The organism is Variovorax robiniae (assembly GCF_037889955.1).
In the GTDB taxonomy this organism is placed as follows: Bacteria; Pseudomonadota; Gammaproteobacteria; order Burkholderiales; family Burkholderiaceae_C; genus Variovorax; species Variovorax robiniae.
This window is the reverse complement of the sequence record NZ_JBBKZS010000002.1, coordinates 726,022-740,572: the sequence shown is the minus strand read 5'-3', so window position 1 is coordinate 740,572 and position 14,551 is coordinate 726,022. Positions and strand designations below refer to the sequence as shown.

Sequence of the window (14,551 nt, the reverse complement as noted above, 5' to 3'; positions counted from 1 at the left end):
GAGGTGTTCAGGCGCGCAAATTGCCCTTGAGGATGCGTCGCGCCAGCGTGGCCCGATGGAGTTCGGTGGCGCCGTCGTAGATGCGGAAGGGCCGGAGTTCGTTGAAGATCAGCGCGACAGGCGTGTCTTCCGACATGCCCAGCGCGCCCATCATCTGCGCGGCGCGGTCGGCCACGCGAAAGACCGCCTCGGATACGAAGACCTTGGTCATCGCCGATTCATGGCGGACCGATTCGCCCGCGTCCATCAACGCGGCCGTGTGCCAGGTCATGAGGCGGCAGGCATGCAGGTCGATGTGCGAGTCGGCCACCATGGCCTGGATCTGCTGCTGGTCGGCCAGCCGCTCGCCGAAGGAGATGCGTGTGTTGACGTAGTCCTGCGCGATGCTCATGGCGCGCGAGGCGCGGCCGATGTAGCGCATGCAGTGCGACAGCCGGGCCGGCTCCAGGCGCACTTGCGCATCGACCAGGCCCTGGCCCACTTCGCCCAGCACCGCGTCGTCGCCGACCTCGCAGTTGTCGAAGCGGATCTCGCCGTGCCCGCCAAGCTGGAAGCCGCCGAGGCCCGGGATGTTGCGCACCAGCCGGTAGCCGGGGTTGTCGGTGTCGACGATGAAGGTGGTGGCGCCTTCGTCGGTCTGGGCCAGCACGAGCGCGAAGGCCGCGCCCACCGCGCCGCTGATGAACCACTTGTGGCCGTCGATGACCCAGCCGCCGCCTCTGCGTCGCCGGGCACGCGTGCGCAGCATCGAAGGATCGGAGCCTGCGCCGGGCGCGGGCTCGGTCATGGCGAAGCAGGAGCGGACGTCGCCGCGGATCAACGGGGCGAGGTACTTGTCCTTCTGCGCCGTGGTGCCGTGGCGCAGCAGGTTGATCATGTTGGGCTGGTCGGGTGGCGCGCAGTTCATCGCGGCCGGCGCCAGGAAGCTGCGGCCGGCTTCCTCCAGCACCACGGCGCGCTCGCGCCAGGTCAGGCCGAGACCGCCCAGGTCCACCGGCACCTGCGGCGCGTAGATGCCAGCGCTGCGGGCGAGCGGGCGCAGCGTGCGCATCACTTCATCCAGCGCCTCGACGTCATGCGCAAGCGCGGGGCTCTCGCGCGGAATGCACTCGCGCTCGACGAACTCGCGCACCCGGTCGCGCAGCTCGGCCATGCGGACGGTCAGCGCGAAAGGGTTGGTGGTCATTCCAGGACGGCGCCGGTGGACTTGACCAGCGCGCTCCACTTCCTTGTCTCGGCCTGGATGAACTGGCCGAACTGTTCCGGCGTGGTGCCGGCCGGCTCGGCGCCGAGGTCGATCATGCGCTTCTGCACGTCGGGCATGGCCAGCACCTTGACCACCGCGGCATGCAGCTTGTCGATGACGGGGCGGGGCGTGCCGGCGGGTGCCATCAGGCCTTTCCATGCCGTCACCACGTAGCCGGGCAGGCCGGCTTCCGAGACGGTCGGGATGTCGGGCGCCGCCGCGGTGCGGCGCTCGCTGGCCACAGCCAGCGCGTTCAGCTTGCCGGCCTTCACGTGGGGCATGTAGGCCGGCATGTTGTCGATGGCGACCGTCACGTTGCCGGCCAGCAGGTCCGTGATGGCGGGGGCGGTGCCCTTGTACGGGACGTGCACCATCTTCAGGCCGGCCATCTGGTTCATCAGCTCGCCGGCCAGGTGCGCGGGCGAGCCGTTGCCGGGCGATGCGAAGGTCACCTTGTCGGGATGGGTCTTGGCATAGGTGATGAACTCCGCGAGGTTCTTCACCCCGATGCCGGGCGTGGCCACCATCAGGTTGGCCTCGTTCTGCACCAGCGAGACGGGTGCGAGGTCCTTGACGGGGTTGAAGGACATCTTCGGATAGAGCGCCGGGTTGATGACGATCTGGGCCGTCGACGCCATGAGCAGGGTGTAGCCGTCAGCGGGGGCGCGCGCCACGGCCTCGGCGCCGATGTTGCCGCCGGCACCGGCGCGGTTCTCCACGATGATGGGCTGCTTGAGCTCGGTGCCGAGCTTTTCAGCCATCAGGCGCGCCGAGATGTCGGCCGAGCCGCCCGGCGCGAAGCCGACGATGATCTTGATCGGCTTGCTGGGGTAGGCGTCCTGCGCGAAGGCAAGGCCGGAAGAGGCCAGGAGCGTGGTGGCGACGGCGGCGATCAGGGTTCTGCGGTGCATGGTGCTTGTCTCTTTCTGTTCTGGTTGTCTTGGTCTCAGGCGCGCAAGTCGTGGCCAGCCGCGGCGTAGGTGCGCTTGGCGATGTTGAGCTGGTGGATCTGGCTGGTGCCTTCGTACAGGCGGAACAGCCGCACGTCACGGTAGAAGCGCTCGATGCTGTTGTCGGCGATGAAGCCGTAGCCGCCCAGCATCTGCACGCAGCGGTCGGCCACGCGACCGCACATCTCGGAGGCGAAGTACTTGCAGATCGAGGCTTCCATCGTCACGTCCAGCCCCTGGTCGCGCTTGCGTGCGGTCTCCAGCACCAGCGCGCGTGCGGCGTGGATCTCGGTCTGGCAGTCGGCCACCAGCGCCTGCACCAACTGGAAGGCGCCCACGGGCTGGCCGAACTGTTGGCGGTTGGCGGTGTGCGCGACGGCGTCGTCCAGCATGCGGATGGCGGGGCCGATGCACAGCGCGGCCAAGTGGATGCGCTGCTTGTTGAGCACCCGCATCGCGATGCGGAAGCCTTCGCCCTCGGCGCCGATGCGCTGGCCGACCGGAACCCGGCAGTTGTCGAAGTGCACTTCCGACACCGGTGAACCGGCCTGGCCCATCTTGGCGTAGGGCGCGCCGGTGCTGAGCCCCGGCGTGGCGCGCTCGACCAGGAAGGCCGACACGCCGGCGGCGCCGGGCTTGGACTTGTCGGTGCGCGCCATCACGGTGAACAGGCCGGCGATGGGCGCGTTGGTGATGAAGCACTTGGTGCCGTTGAGCACATAGTGGTCGCCGTCGAGCACGGCGGTGGACTGCAGCGCCACGGCATCGGAGCCGGCGCCGGGCTCGGTGAGGGCAAAGCAGCCGGTGAGTTCGCCGGAGGCCATCGAGGGCAGGTAGCGCCGCTTCTGTTCCTCGTTGCCGTCGACCACCAGCGCCTCGGAGCCGATGCCGGTGTTGGTGCCGACGCGTGCGCGGAAAGCCACCGAGCACTGCGACAGTTCCATCGCCGCGCAGACCAGTTCCTCGGTCGTCATGCCGGCGCCGCCATAGGCCTCGGGGATCGAATAGCCGAACAGGCCCTGCGCGGCCATCTCGGCGACCAGGTCGGCCGGTACCTCATCGTTGCGGGCCACCTCGGCCTCGCGCGGGATCAGGCGTTCGCGGCAGAAGCGGCGCAGGTTGGCGAGGTAGGCCTCGAAGCCCTGGGGGTCACGGATCACTGGCTGTCTCCTGTTGATGCCGTCATTGGGTGCGCACGGCTTGGATTCAGTCTAGGGATAGGCGTGTTTCGCCGGAATGCTTGTTTTGCTAGATTAAACAGATGCCTCCCGCCCCGGCCGATCGCCCGCACCAGATGTTTGCCACCAGCCTGGCCAATGGGCTGCGGCTGCTGGCCAGCTTTGAGATGGGCGAGCCGGCGCTGGGCAACCGGGACCTGGCGGAGCGCACCGGGCTTTCCAAGGCATCGGTTTCGCGGCTGACCTACACGCTGTGCGAGCTGGGCTTCCTCAAGTACGACGCACAGGCACGGCGCTACCGGTTGGGCTCGGCGACGCTGGCGGCGGGCTATCCGCTGTTGGCCAGCCTTTCGATCCGGCAAGTGGCGCGGCCTTTCATGCAGGCCTTGGCGAGCGAGGCGGGTGGCTCTGTGTCATTGGGGCTGCGCGACCGCACGCACATGGTCTACGTCGAGACCTGCCGCGGGCATGAGGGAATGGCGTTTCGGCCGGACATCGGGGGCGCCATGCCGGTCTGGGCCACGTCGATCGGGCGGGCCTGGCTGGCTGGCGCGGCGGCGGACTTGCGCGAGGAAGTGCTGCACCGCATCCGCACCGACCATGCCACCGCATGGAAGGCGCAACGTGGTGCGGTGCTTGCCGAGTTGGAGGCATTTCCGCGCCGGGGCTTTTGCCTCGGCCTGGGCGACTGGCAGAGGGACGTGCATGCGGTCGGCGTGCCGATGCGCGTGCCCGTGGATGGCGAGACGCTGGTGTTCAACTGCGGCGTGCCGGCGGTGCAGTTGGGTCCGCGGACCATGGAGGAGGTCATCGGGCCGCGCCTCGTGCGAATGGTGCGCGAGGTGGAGCAGGCCTGGCTTGCGGGGGCCGGTCTTTCATGAACGCTGCTGCGCAAGACAAGCAATTCGCCAACACCCTGGCGCGTGGGCTCGAACTGCTGATGTGCTTCACACCCGAGCAGAGCGTGCTCGGCAACAAGGAGTTCGTCGCGCGCACCGGGCTGGACAAGGCGACCGTCTCGCGCCTGGCCTACACGTTGGCGCAACTCGGCTACCTGCGGCACGACAAGGCGATCGGCAAATACCGTCTCGGCGCGCCGGTGCTGTCGATGGGCTATCCGCTGCTGGCCAGCATGAGCTGCGCCAGCTCGTGCGGCCCATGATCAAGCAACTGGCCGACGAGGTGCGCGGCATGGTCGGCATCAGCATCCGCGACCGCACCAGCATGGTCTACATGGAGACCTGCCGCTCCGAGGACGACAGCGCGCCGCCCATCGACATCGGCGCCGCCTTTCCGATCATGGTCAGCGCCAACGGCCGCGCCTGGCTGGCCCGCGCCGCGCCCGAGGAGCGCGACAAGGCGCTCAACCAGATCAAGGTGCTCTATCCAAAGCTGCATGCCGAGCGTATTGCGGAAGTGCGACACGCACTGCGCGACTTCGTGCAACTCGGCTATTGCACCAGCCCGGGCATCCTGCGGCCCGACCGGCTCGCGCTGGCGGTGCCGATGGCGCGGCCAGTCAATGCGGAGATCGTGGTGTTCAACTGCACCGTGGCGCTGCGCGGGCGCGCTGTGCCGCCGTTGCGGGCGGAGATTGCGGGGCGGTTGGTGACGCTGGTGCGTGAGGTGGAGGCGGCGATGGGGGCGGGTGCGTAGTGTTTGCTTCGAGTCAGTGAACTTGAACGCCGAGCGCCGTGGGCGCCTCCAGCGTGGAGCTTGCATCGCTGCGCCGGCGCCGCTGCTGCAATCGGGGTAGCCAATTCCTTGGCAAGCGGGGATACTGCGGCGAGCCTCCTCATTGGAGGCTTGCAGGGGTGCGTCATGCGTACGAAGTTCTGTGCAAACGCTTGGCAAGTGGCTTTAAGCTGCGGCCTTGCCGCCGGCGCATTGCTGGCATGCCCATTGGTCAGAGGCGCTCCCCCAAAATCCACAGCGCCATCGAGCGCAGCCGCCGCGGCGCCCGAACCGCCCGCGGGCTACACGCGCTTCAAGGCTGACTCGTACTCTCTTGATCATCCCACTGCCTGGACATACCAAAAGACGGAGCAAGGTGGGCGAGTCAACCACATGTTTCAAGGCGAGCCTGATCAAAATGCCATGCCTTACTGCATGTCATCTCAGCAAAAACCAGCGCCTGGTGCTCCCGGAAACAAGATGAGTCGCAAGGAGCGCATTGACTATTTCATGAAAAATTCTGACGAGGATTTGCTGTTCAGATCCCTGAACACACTGGCCTCTGCCCAGGCTTTCAGGCTCGTGCACATGCAGGCATCTACCGTTGGAACTGAGATGCCAGGATTCATGGCGGACTTCTTCTTCAGAGTGCCGCAGGGGTTCGTGTACCGGGTGCGCGTGCACTACACGTTCTGGCGATCTGGAGTCTTTCTTTTATGGTGCGCTGCCGCGGCGAAGAATGAGCGAGACGCGGATTCGGGGTTTCTGCGAAACTTGGCAGCCTTCCAGACCGTTGCCACGAGCGTTCGCATCCGCGAGTGATGTGCTTGCCCTTGGATTCTGATCTGGGCGCCAGCTATCGCGCGGCCGGGCGCCGGATGCGCGCTCCGAGCTCTTGCGCGTACAAGAAGGCCCCTGTGGTGATGCGTCCCTTTGGGTTCTCCGAGCAGTACCGCTTCAGATAGGGCTCCATGCCCTCGAAACTCGAGATCTGGGACTTGATGGCCGCGTTGTACGCATTGACGCCCGTGAGATAGCCGTTTGTCCAGAACCGAACAGCTTGGGCCAGTTGTGGCTGGCTTTTGGAGTCCAGATAGTCCGTACAGTCGTCTATGGGTGGAGACATGACGATGGTGCCTGCTTCGGGATACTTGAGGGTCACATCCGTCTGCGCTTTTTCGCACCCCGCAAGCAAAGCGGCAAGCGCGAGCAGCACGGCGGATGGGTATGGCCTGGTTCCAAAAGTCGTCATGATTACCTCCTGGGCCCGAAGGGTATTGCACTGGCTGCGATCGCGAAACAGGAATATCGCAAGACCAAGCCACCCGCGATGCTCGCATCGCGCCACCCGTGCTTGAACAACAAGAACGCCCCCGCCCGAGGCCAAACTTGGAGTCGGCAAGCTGATGCCCCGGGACGCAAACGTCCCATGCGAGGACGGCCGGCCGACGTGGTGATGCGTCACGCATTGGCCGTCACCTTGTCGAGGTCTCGTTCAGATGACCCCATCAGCTTCCAGCGCCCGCAGTTCATCGTCACTCAAACCCGCCTCGGAAAACACCGCACGATTGTGTTGCCCCGTCGCGGGTCCCGTGCGCGGCGCTTCCTCGCTGCATCCCGAGAAGCGCGGCACGACACACGGCGCGGGTACGCTGCCCAGTTCTTCATCCGGCAGCCGGATGATCGCCCCGCGCGCCTGGAAGTGCGGATCGGCCAGCACATCGTCGATGCCGTAGACCTTGCTGAAAGGCACCTCGTGCCGCTGCAACGCGGCGGAGAGCGATGCGAAGTCCAGCGTGCCGCACCAGGCCGAGACAAGGCCATCGATCTCGTCCAGATTTCGCACGCGCGCCGGGTTGGTGGCAAAGCGCGGATCGCCCGGCAACTCGGGGCGCCCCATGGCCTCGCAGATGCGGCGGAAGATGGCATCGGAAGAGCCGACCACCGTCACCCACACGCCGTCGGCGCTCTTGTACATGTTGGACGGCGCCGTATAGGTGGCGCGTGAGCCGGCGCGCTGGCGCACCTGGCCCAATTGCTCATGCTCGACCGCCAGCGTTTCCAGCACGCGCATCAGCGCCTCGGTCGCGGACAGGTCGATCTCCCGCCCGGCGCGCTCGGGGTGCTGGCGCGTTTCCACCATCGCCGATGCAATCGAGAAGGCGCCGAACAGGCCCGCGACCGCATCGCCGACCGGGTAGTTCATGTGCTGCGGGCTGCCATCGGGCTCGCCGGTGAGATGCGCAAAGCCGCTCATCGCCTCGAAGATGCGCGCGAAGCCGGGTCGTCCCGCGTAGGGCCCCGTCTGCCCGAAGCCGGTGAGCCGCAACACCGTGAGCCGCGGGTTGGCTGCATGCAGCGTCTCCATGTCCAGGCCCCAGCGGTCCAGCGTGCCGGTGCGGAAGTTCTCCACCAGCACGTCGAACTTTGGCAACAGGCGCAGGAACAGCTCGCGCCCCTGCGGCTTGCGCACATCGAGCGAGATGCCGCGCTTGCCGCGATTGGTCACCTTCCAGTGCAGGGCATGCTCGTCCTTCACCGGCGCCAGGCCGCGCAGTGCATCGCTGCCGTCGGGCAGTTCCAGCTTGACCACGTCCGCGCCCAGGTCGGCGCACAGCGTGGCGGAGAAGGGCGCGGCGATGACCGTGGCCATGTCGAGGATGCGGACGCCGGCCAAGGGGCCGGAGCGGGGCAGGGTGGTGCTGTTCATGGGTGCGAGCATCCCGCACCCGGGCTGCGCACTACAACGCCAGTTTTGGCATGTTAATCAACGTCGCCGTTGCGGGGGCACAGCGTTCAAGCGGGCGCGGTGTCCAGGACCGGCAGCGCCTGGCCGGTGCGAACCACCTTGTCCACGTCGAAGCCGAGCGTGCGTGCGTATTCGAGTTCCGCCTCCAGCGTGGCCGCGTTGAGTTGCGGCACGCGCGACAACACCCAGAGATATTCGCGGTTGGGCGTGCCGACCAGCGCCACCTGGTAGTCGCGGTCGAGCTTGAGGATCCAGTAGTCGCCCCAGACCATCGGCAGCCACGACAGCCATTCGGGCGCGAAGCGCACTTCAAGGCGTCCCGCGCCGGGCTGTCCAGCCACCGGGACGACGCGGGCCGTGCCGATCGATTCATCGAAGGTGCCGTCGGCCAGTTCGCAACGATTGCGCACCTCGACGCTGCCATCGTCAAGCAGCGTGTATTCGGCGGTGACCGGCCCGTCGCACTGCTTTTCGAAGCGGTTCGGCAGCCGGGCCTGTTCATGCCAGAGGCCGGCATAGCGGATCAGGTCGACCGGCGCCACCACTTGCAGCGGCGCGCGCATCAGCGGCGCGCCGTCAGCCGGACCGGCGGGCGGGCCGATGCGCGCATTGCGCGCCTTGTTGAATGCGTACAGGGTCAATGCGCCGCCCACGCAAAACGCAGCGGCCAGCGTGCCGATGGATGAACTGGTGGCCTGGTCATCGAAGGGTGCGGGCGCCGCGGGCAGGGACGCGCGGCGGCGCGCGGAACGATAGGACATGGGGTGGCTCCTCGGAAGTCGAATCGCTCATGTTCCGCGCCTGCGCGAGGCGCACCGTCAGCGGTGGACCACAGCCTTTGTCGGCGCGCTGGCCGCATCGACTCGCAATCAGCCGGAAAGCGCAAGGCCGCGGGCATGAACGTACATGTGGACTGCATACGGAGGTTTCATAATGGCCCGATGAACCAACTCGATGCCCTCCGCCAATGGACCACCGTTGTCGCCGACTCCGGTGATTTCAAGCAACTCAGCGCCAGCAAGCCGCAGGATGCGACGACCAATCCGTCGCTGATCCTCAAGGCGGTGCAGAAGCCGGAATACCGGCCGCTGCTCGACGAAGCCGTCAAGAAGCATGCCGGCAAGCCGATCGACGAGGTCATCGACCGCCTGCTGGTGCGCTTCGGCACCGAGATCCTGACGCTGATCCCGGGCCGCGTGTCCACCGAAGTCGATGCGCGCATCTCCTTCGACACCGCCGCGACCATCGCGCGCGCCGAGCGCATCGTCGCGATGTACCGCGCCGAAGGCATCGACACCGGGAAGCGTCTGCTGGTCAAGGTGGCCTCGACCTGGGAAGGCATCCAGGCCGCCAAGGCACTGGAGCAGAAGGGCATCCACACCAACCTGACGCTGCTGTTCTCCTTCGCCCAGGCGGTCGCTTGCGGCGAAGCGGGCGTCAAGCTGATCTCGCCCTTCGTCGGTCGCATCTACGACTGGTACAAGAAGTCGGCCGGCGCCAAGTGGGACGAGGCCGCCAATGCCGGCGCCAACGACCCGGGCGTGAAGTCGGTGACCGAGATCTTCAACTACTACAAGCACTTCGGCATCCAGACCGAGGTGATGGGCGCGAGCTTCCGCAACACCGGCCAGATCGCTGCGCTGGCGGGCTGCGACCTGCTGACGATCAGCCCCGAACTGCTGGCCGAACTGGCCGCGAGCAATGAACCGCTGAAGCATGCGCTCGATGCCAGCGCCGCGAAGTCGCTCGACATTCCCAAGAAGAGCTTCGACGAAGCGAGCTTCCGCTTCGCGCTGAACGAAGACGCGATGGCCACCGAGAAGCTGGCCGAGGGCATCCGCGCATTTGCCGCCGATGCGGTCAAGCTTGAAAAGCTCATGGGTGCCGCATGAGCGCCCGTCTTCGGTGTGACAAGGCCCCGTCGTGGGCCAAGCTGCAAGCGCACTACGACAGCAAGGGCCGCAGCCTCGACCTGCGCGAAGCCTTTGCCAGCGACGCCGACCGCTTCGCCACCCTGAGCCAGGAAGCGCCATACGTCTTCGGCGACCTGTCGAAGAACCTTATCGATGCGCCCACCGAGGCCTTGCTGATGTCGCTGGCCCGCGAATGCGGCCTCGAAGCCCATCGCGCCGCGATGTTCGCCGGCGAGCACATCAACAACACCGAAGACCGCGCCGTGCTGCACACGCTGCTGCGCGCGCCGGCCGATGCATCCAGCACCGACGACAAGCTGCGCGACGTGCACGCCACGCTCGACGCGATGCTCAAGTACGCCGACCAGGTGCGCGCCGACCACACCATCACCGACGTGGTCAACATCGGCATCGGCGGCTCCGACCTCGGCCCGCAGATGGCGGTGCTGGCGCTGGAGGAGTTCGTCGCGCGCGGCAAGCGCTTCCACTTCGTCTCCAACGTCGACGGCCACGAACTGGCAGGCGTGCTCAAGGGCCTCGCGCCGGAGCACACGCTGTTCCTCATCGCCTCGAAGACTTTCACCACGGCCGAGACGATGACCAATGCGATCTCGGCCAAGCGCTGGTTCCAGCAGTCCAGCCGGCTCGACGTCGCGAAGCATTTCGCGGCGCTCACCACCAACGTCAAGGCGGCCAAGGACTTCGGCATCGACACCACCTTCGGCTTCTGGGACTGGGTGGGCGGGCGCTATTCGCTGTGGTCGGCCATCGGCCTGCCGATCGCGCTGGCCATCGGCTCGGACGGCTTCCGCCGCCTGCTGGCCGGCGCCCATGCGATGGACGAGCACTTCCGCACCGCGCCGCTCGAGCAGAACCTGCCGGTGCGCCTCGGCCTGCTCGACGTCTGGTATCGCAACTTCCACCGCTTCACCACGCGCAGCATCGCGCCGTACCACAGTGCGTTGAAGCGTGTGCCGGCCTACCTGCAACAGCTCGAGATGGAAAGCAACGGCAAGCAGGTCGATGCCAACGGCCAGCCGCTGCCTTACGGCACCTCGCCTGTGCTGTGGGGCGAGCCCGGCACCAACGGCCAGCATGCCTACTTCCAGATGCTGCACCAGGGCACCGACGTGACGCCGCTCGAATTCGTGGCCGTGCGCGACGCCTCGCACGACCTGGAAGGCCATCACAACAAGCTGCTGGCCAACGCGCTGGCGCAGGCCCAGGCGCTGATGCAGGGGAAGGCCGACGCGGGCGGACACAAGAACTTCCCGGGCAACCGGCCCAGCACCTTCTTCGTGTTCGAGAAGCTCACGCCGGAGGCGCTGGGCGCCTTCCTCGCGATGTACGAGCACCGCGTGTTCACCAGCGGTGCGCTGTGGGGCATCAACAGCTTCGACCAGTGGGGCGTGGAATTGGGCAAGGTGCTGGCGAAGGACATCGAGCCGCGGTTGGCGTCGGGGGATGCGAGCGGGCTGGATGCGTCGACGGCGGGACTCCTGGAGCGCCTCCGGCCCGTGTGAGCGGGACAGCTTGGTCTTGCGACGGCCGAGCGTCCGGCGAGTTCTTCAAGACGCGCATTCGCTTGTTGGCGGTGGTAAATTGCTGCAACTTGCCACAGTGAGGTTGCGATGTCCTCGAATTCGATTCGCGTCGGGTCAGTTCTCTTCGCCTCTGCTCAGCAGAAGGGCGGCCTGATGTCTCGCTCGGCTGCACAGCAGATCGAGCATTGGGCGCGGCTTGGGAAGGCGCTGGAAGATGCAGGCCTGTCCGTGCCGCAGATGGTCTCCATGTTGCAAGACCAACATTCCTCCACGGGAACGAGCGAAACGACCGAGCAACAGCTCTGGCAATTCAAGCGGGCCAATCAAGCGCGCGACCTGGAGAATGTGCGCGCCGGTCGCATCCCCGGCGAGCGAATGAGCTGGTTCTCGGGCGGCAGGGCCAAGGCGGCGAAGTTGATCGACTCGCCGTACTGATGATGGCCACGCGCCCCTCACTGCCCGCTGACGAAGAGCCTCTCGACGCCGCAACCGTTGATCTGCTGCTTTCGAACCTGGGGACCGACATGGTGCTGGTCGGCGGCCAGGCCTTGGCCTTCTGGATGGATCGCTACGGGATTGGTTCGGGCGGCGCGGACATCTCGAATGACGGCGACGTGCTTGGAAATGTTGGGCGGGCGCACGACCTGGCCGAAGCCCTGCGAGCCAGGTTGATCGTGCCCCCAGCGACGGCCCGTACGGCGATCGTGGGTCAGATTCGACTTCCAACGGATGAAGGAAAGGCTCGAAACATAGACGTGCTGCACAAGCTCTTCACCAACAGCGGCCTCAGGAAGTCCTCGGAATTCACGAAACGCGTGATCCAGGATGCCGTGGAAGTGGAGTGGCGGCGTGGGAAATTCATTCGGGTCATGGACCCCTTCGATGTGTTGCAGTCCCGAGTGGAAAACGCCGTGGGGCTGATCGACGACAAGGGCCTCCATGTCCTCACACAGGCCGTGTGGGCCATTGCCGTAGCGCGCGCTGCGCTGCTCAAGTTGGCCAGTCACCCCCAGGTGGGCGACAGGCTCGGTAAACGGATCCAGAGCATCTACGGGCTCGCGACCAGCCAGGTCGGAAAGCGCCTGCTGGACGAACACGACATCGAGGTGCTCGACGCCGTCGATGTCGATGCACTTCGAGCCATTGCGCCCTCGCACGACAGGCAACTCGACAACGTTCAATCCGCACGACTGAAGCGACAGGGCAAGCGAAGCAAGCGGTCGAAGCCTTGAGCAATCGCGCCTCCAGAAGCGACTGCGACCGCTCTGAATAGTCAACAAAATGTTTCCGTCCCTCGATAAGATCCCCGCGGGGAAATCCAACATCGAGGAGTTGTTCATGAATTTCATGCAGGCGGTTCAGGTTTGCCTGAGCAAGTACGTCGACTTCAGTGGCCGGGCACGCCGCTCGGAGTTCTGGTGGTTCGCTCTTTTCCAGGTCATCGTCTCCCTGGTCGCGTCCTTCCTGGGCGACATCGTCTCGGCGATCGCGGGGCTGGCCTTGCTGCTGCCGGCGTTCGCTGTGGGAGCCAGGCGACTGCATGACATCGGCAAGTCCGGCTGGCTGCAGCTGATTGCGCTGATCCCCTTGATCGGCATCGTGGTGCTGATCTACTTCTGGGTGCAGCCCGGGACGAGCGAGGCCAACGCACACGGCGAACTCGTGGCCTGATTCGGCCGCCTCCACTCTGCCAAGGGGCCGCGATTCGCGGCCCTTTTTCATGCCCCTTTGTGCCGCTTCGTTACATCCTGTATTGCTTCGCTTAGGGATTCCACTAGGCGATCTGTGCATCAGGGTATCAATCGATACAAATCAAGTACCAAGCACGCATGAGTGCGTCTCCAGAATTCGGGTCAGGCCGCGGGGGCCATCCAACCCAAAAGGAGACACACCATGAAGCGTTTTATCCAGACTGGTCTCGTCGTTGCGCTGGCCAGTGCCGGCCTCGCGCAGGCGGCCACCGAGCTCGTCATCGCCACCGTCAACAACGGCCACATGATCGAGATGCAGAAGCTGACGCCGGTCTTCGAGAAGGCCAATCCGGACATCAAGCTCAAGTGGGTCACGCTGGAAGAGGGCACCCTGCGCCAGCGCGTGACGACCGACATCGCCACTAAGGGCGGCCAGTTCGACGTGATGACCATCGGCCTCTATGAAACGCCGATCTGGTCCAAGAAGGGCTGGCTCAAGCCCATCGCCACCGATGCCGCCTACGACGTGGACGACATCCTGCCCGCCATCCGCAGCGGTCTGTCGATGGACGGCAAGCTCTACGCGGCGCCCTTCTACGGTGAAAGCTCGATGCTCATGTACCGCAAGGACCTGGCCGACAAGGTCGGCATCAAGATCCCCGACCAGCCCACCTGGGCCCAGGTCAAGGAATTCGCCGACAAGGCCAACGACCCCAAGGCCGGCGTGTTCGGCATGTGCCTGCGCGGCAAGCCGGGCTGGGGCGACAACATGGCCTTCCTGACCACGCTGGTCAACACCAACGGCGGCCAGTGGTTCGACATGAAGTGGCAGCCGCAGATCGACACCAAGCCCTGGAAGGACGCCATCACCTTCTACGTCGACATGATGAAGAAGGACGGCCCGCCCGGCGCCTCGGCCAACAGCTTCAACGAGAACCTGGCGCTCTTCAACGAAGGCAAGTGCGCGGCCTGGGTCGATGCGACCATCGCCGCCTCCTTCATCTCGGATCCCAAGCAGTCGAAGGTCGCCGACAAGGTGGCCTACGCGCAGGCACCGGTTGCTGTCACGCCCAAGGGTGCGAACTGGCTGTGGTCGTGGAACCTCGCGATCCCGGCCAGTTCCACCAAGGACGACGCGGCGCAGAAGTTCATCAAGTGGGCCACGTCGAAGGAATACATCCAGCTCGTCGCCAAGGAAACCGGCTGGAACACGGTGCCCACCGGCACGCGCAAGTCGACCTATGCGAACCCGGAATTCCAGAAGGTCGCGAAGTTCGCCGAGGCCGAGAAGAAGGCCATCGACTCGGCCAACCCGAACGACAGCACGCTGCCCAAGTCGCCGTACGTGGGCGTGCAGTACGCGGCGATCCCGGAGTTCCAGGCGATCGGCGTGGCGGTGGGCCAGCAGATGAGCGCGGCGCTGTCGGGCAAGGTCACGGTGGAGCAGGCGCTGAAGACCTCGCAGACGGCGGCCGAGCGTGAGATGAAGAAGGGCGGCTACTACAAGTAGTCCTGCCTTTCTCCCTCCCCCGCTGGGGGAGGGCCCGGGTGGGGCACGCTGCGCTCCCACCCTCACACACACCACCGCGATCACAGGGAGCCCCCA

At 65.9% G+C, this 14,551-nt stretch carries 16 protein-coding genes; 10 read left to right on the top strand and 6 right to left on the bottom strand.

Features of this window, described 5'->3' with window-relative positions:
* Positions 1-7: 7 nt before the first annotated feature.
* From WKW79_RS07745 to WKW79_RS07735, 3 genes are read right to left on the bottom strand one after another with little or no spacing between them, the layout of a single operon-like run.
* Entirely contained in the window at positions 8-1,186 is a 1,179-nt protein-coding gene (locus tag WKW79_RS07745; protein WP_340334514.1) for an acyl-CoA dehydrogenase family protein, read from the bottom strand.
* Positions 1,183-2,157 (bottom strand): Bug family tripartite tricarboxylate transporter substrate binding protein, encoded by a 975-nt coding sequence (locus WKW79_RS07740; RefSeq protein WP_340334513.1) that lies wholly within the window; start codon positions 2,155-2,157, stop codon positions 1,183-1,185. Before WKW79_RS07740 ends, WKW79_RS07745 begins: the two co-directional genes overlap by 4 nt.
* Positions 2,158-2,192: 35 nt before the next feature.
* Positions 2,193-3,356 carry an acyl-CoA dehydrogenase family protein gene (locus WKW79_RS07735; RefSeq protein WP_340334512.1) on the bottom strand — a complete coding sequence of 388 codons (1,164 nt, stop codon included), beginning with the start codon at positions 3,354-3,356 and terminating at the stop codon, positions 2,193-2,195.
* Between the two features lie 101 nt (positions 3,357-3,457).
* Here WKW79_RS07735 and WKW79_RS07730 point away from each other — a divergent pair, with 101 nt between their 5' ends.
* The 4 genes from WKW79_RS07730 to WKW79_RS07715 all read left to right on the top strand — a co-directional run bounded on the left by WKW79_RS07730 (position 3,458) and on the right by WKW79_RS07715 (position 5,870).
* Positions 3,458-4,255, top strand: a complete 798-nt coding sequence (locus tag WKW79_RS07730) for an IclR family transcriptional regulator (protein ID WP_340334511.1) — start codon at positions 3,458-3,460, stop codon at positions 4,253-4,255.
* The gene (locus WKW79_RS07725) at positions 4,252-4,536 is read left to right on the top strand and encodes a helix-turn-helix domain-containing protein (RefSeq protein WP_340334510.1); all 285 of its coding nucleotides are present in this window, start codon (positions 4,252-4,254) and stop codon (positions 4,534-4,536) included. Before WKW79_RS07730 ends, WKW79_RS07725 begins: the two co-directional genes overlap by 4 nt.
* Complete coding sequence (locus WKW79_RS07720; protein WP_340334509.1) at positions 4,533-5,030, top strand: IclR family transcriptional regulator domain-containing protein; 498 nt, start codon at positions 4,533-4,535, stop codon at positions 5,028-5,030. Before WKW79_RS07725 ends, WKW79_RS07720 begins: the two co-directional genes overlap by 4 nt.
* A gap of 165 nt (positions 5,031-5,195) precedes the next feature.
* Positions 5,196-5,870: a hypothetical protein gene (locus tag WKW79_RS07715; RefSeq protein ID WP_340334508.1), complete on the top strand. Its 675-nt coding sequence runs from the start codon at positions 5,196-5,198 to the stop codon at positions 5,868-5,870.
* 34 nt (positions 5,871-5,904) lie between these two features.
* On the opposite strand, the gene WKW79_RS07710 is transcribed toward WKW79_RS07715, so the two are convergent.
* The 3 genes from WKW79_RS07710 to WKW79_RS07700 all read right to left on the bottom strand — a co-directional run bounded on the left by WKW79_RS07710 (position 5,905) and on the right by WKW79_RS07700 (position 8,558).
* Positions 5,905-6,300: a hypothetical protein gene (locus tag WKW79_RS07710; protein ID WP_340334507.1), complete on the bottom strand. Its 396-nt coding sequence runs from the start codon at positions 6,298-6,300 to the stop codon at positions 5,905-5,907.
* Between the two features lie 243 nt (positions 6,301-6,543).
* Positions 6,544-7,758, bottom strand: coding sequence for a CaiB/BaiF CoA transferase family protein (locus tag WKW79_RS07705; RefSeq protein ID WP_340334506.1), 1,215 nt, complete (start codon positions 7,756-7,758; stop codon positions 6,544-6,546).
* An 86-nt stretch (positions 7,759-7,844) separates the two neighbouring features.
* On the bottom strand, positions 7,845-8,558 hold the full coding sequence (locus WKW79_RS07700; RefSeq protein ID WP_340334505.1) for a lipocalin family protein: 714 nt from the start codon (positions 8,556-8,558) through the stop codon (positions 7,845-7,847).
* Between the two features lie 180 nt (positions 8,559-8,738).
* On the opposite strand from WKW79_RS07700, the gene tal reads away from it, so the two are divergent.
* The 6 genes from tal to WKW79_RS07670 all read left to right on the top strand — a co-directional run bounded on the left by tal (position 8,739) and on the right by WKW79_RS07670 (position 14,455).
* Positions 8,739-9,689: a transaldolase gene (gene tal / locus WKW79_RS07695; protein ID WP_340334504.1), complete on the top strand. Its 951-nt coding sequence runs from the start codon at positions 8,739-8,741 to the stop codon at positions 9,687-9,689.
* A complete protein-coding gene (pgi, locus tag WKW79_RS07690; protein WP_340334503.1) occupies positions 9,686-11,233 on the top strand; it encodes a glucose-6-phosphate isomerase in 1,548 nt (515 codons plus the stop codon). Before tal ends, pgi begins: the two co-directional genes overlap by 4 nt.
* A 108-nt stretch (positions 11,234-11,341) precedes the next feature.
* Positions 11,342-11,689 carry a TA system antitoxin ParD family protein gene (locus tag WKW79_RS07685; protein ID WP_340334502.1) on the top strand — a complete coding sequence of 116 codons (348 nt, stop codon included), beginning with the start codon at positions 11,342-11,344 and terminating at the stop codon, positions 11,687-11,689.
* Complete coding sequence (locus WKW79_RS07680; RefSeq protein ID WP_340334501.1) at positions 11,689-12,486, top strand: hypothetical protein; 798 nt, start codon at positions 11,689-11,691, stop codon at positions 12,484-12,486. The genes WKW79_RS07685 and WKW79_RS07680 overlap by 1 nt, the downstream gene beginning before the upstream one ends.
* Before the next feature lie 106 nt (positions 12,487-12,592).
* The gene (locus WKW79_RS07675; RefSeq protein WP_340334500.1) at positions 12,593-12,925 is read left to right on the top strand and encodes a DUF805 domain-containing protein; all 333 of its coding nucleotides are present in this window, start codon (positions 12,593-12,595) and stop codon (positions 12,923-12,925) included.
* Positions 12,926-13,147: 222 nt separating this feature from the next.
* Positions 13,148-14,455 (top strand): ABC transporter substrate-binding protein, encoded by a 1,308-nt coding sequence (locus tag WKW79_RS07670; RefSeq protein ID WP_340334499.1) that lies wholly within the window; start codon positions 13,148-13,150, stop codon positions 14,453-14,455.
* Positions 14,456-14,551: the final 96 nt, after the last annotated feature.

Bases quoted from the DNA above. Each gene is read 5' to 3' on its own strand.
- WKW79_RS07745 (WP_340334514.1), bottom strand. From the start codon at position 1,186: ATGACCACCAACCCTTTCGCGCTGACCGTCCGCATGGCCGAGCTGCGC.
- WKW79_RS07740 (WP_340334513.1), bottom strand. From the start codon at position 2,157: ATGCACCGCAGAACCCTGATCGCCGCCGTCGCCACCACGCTCCTGGCC.
- WKW79_RS07730 (WP_340334511.1), top strand. From the start codon at position 3,458: ATGCCTCCCGCCCCGGCCGATCGCCCGCACCAGATGTTTGCCACCAGC.
- WKW79_RS07725 (WP_340334510.1), top strand. From the start codon at position 4,252: ATGAACGCTGCTGCGCAAGACAAGCAATTCGCCAACACCCTGGCGCGT.
- WKW79_RS07720 (WP_340334509.1), top strand. From the start codon at position 4,533: ATGATCAAGCAACTGGCCGACGAGGTGCGCGGCATGGTCGGCATCAGC.
- WKW79_RS07715 (WP_340334508.1), top strand. From the start codon at position 5,196: ATGCGTACGAAGTTCTGTGCAAACGCTTGGCAAGTGGCTTTAAGCTGC.
- WKW79_RS07710 (WP_340334507.1), bottom strand. From the start codon at position 6,300: ATGACGACTTTTGGAACCAGGCCATACCCATCCGCCGTGCTGCTCGCG.
- WKW79_RS07705 (WP_340334506.1), bottom strand. From the start codon at position 7,758: ATGAACAGCACCACCCTGCCCCGCTCCGGCCCCTTGGCCGGCGTCCGC.
- WKW79_RS07700 (WP_340334505.1), bottom strand. From the start codon at position 8,558: ATGTCCTATCGTTCCGCGCGCCGCCGCGCGTCCCTGCCCGCGGCGCCC.
- tal (WP_340334504.1), top strand. From the start codon at position 8,739: ATGAACCAACTCGATGCCCTCCGCCAATGGACCACCGTTGTCGCCGAC.
- pgi (WP_340334503.1), top strand. From the start codon at position 9,686: ATGAGCGCCCGTCTTCGGTGTGACAAGGCCCCGTCGTGGGCCAAGCTG.
- WKW79_RS07685 (WP_340334502.1), top strand. From the start codon at position 11,342: ATGTCCTCGAATTCGATTCGCGTCGGGTCAGTTCTCTTCGCCTCTGCT.
- WKW79_RS07680 (WP_340334501.1), top strand. From the start codon at position 11,689: ATGATGGCCACGCGCCCCTCACTGCCCGCTGACGAAGAGCCTCTCGAC.
- WKW79_RS07675 (WP_340334500.1), top strand. From the start codon at position 12,593: ATGAATTTCATGCAGGCGGTTCAGGTTTGCCTGAGCAAGTACGTCGAC.
- WKW79_RS07670 (WP_340334499.1), top strand. From the start codon at position 13,148: ATGAAGCGTTTTATCCAGACTGGTCTCGTCGTTGCGCTGGCCAGTGCC.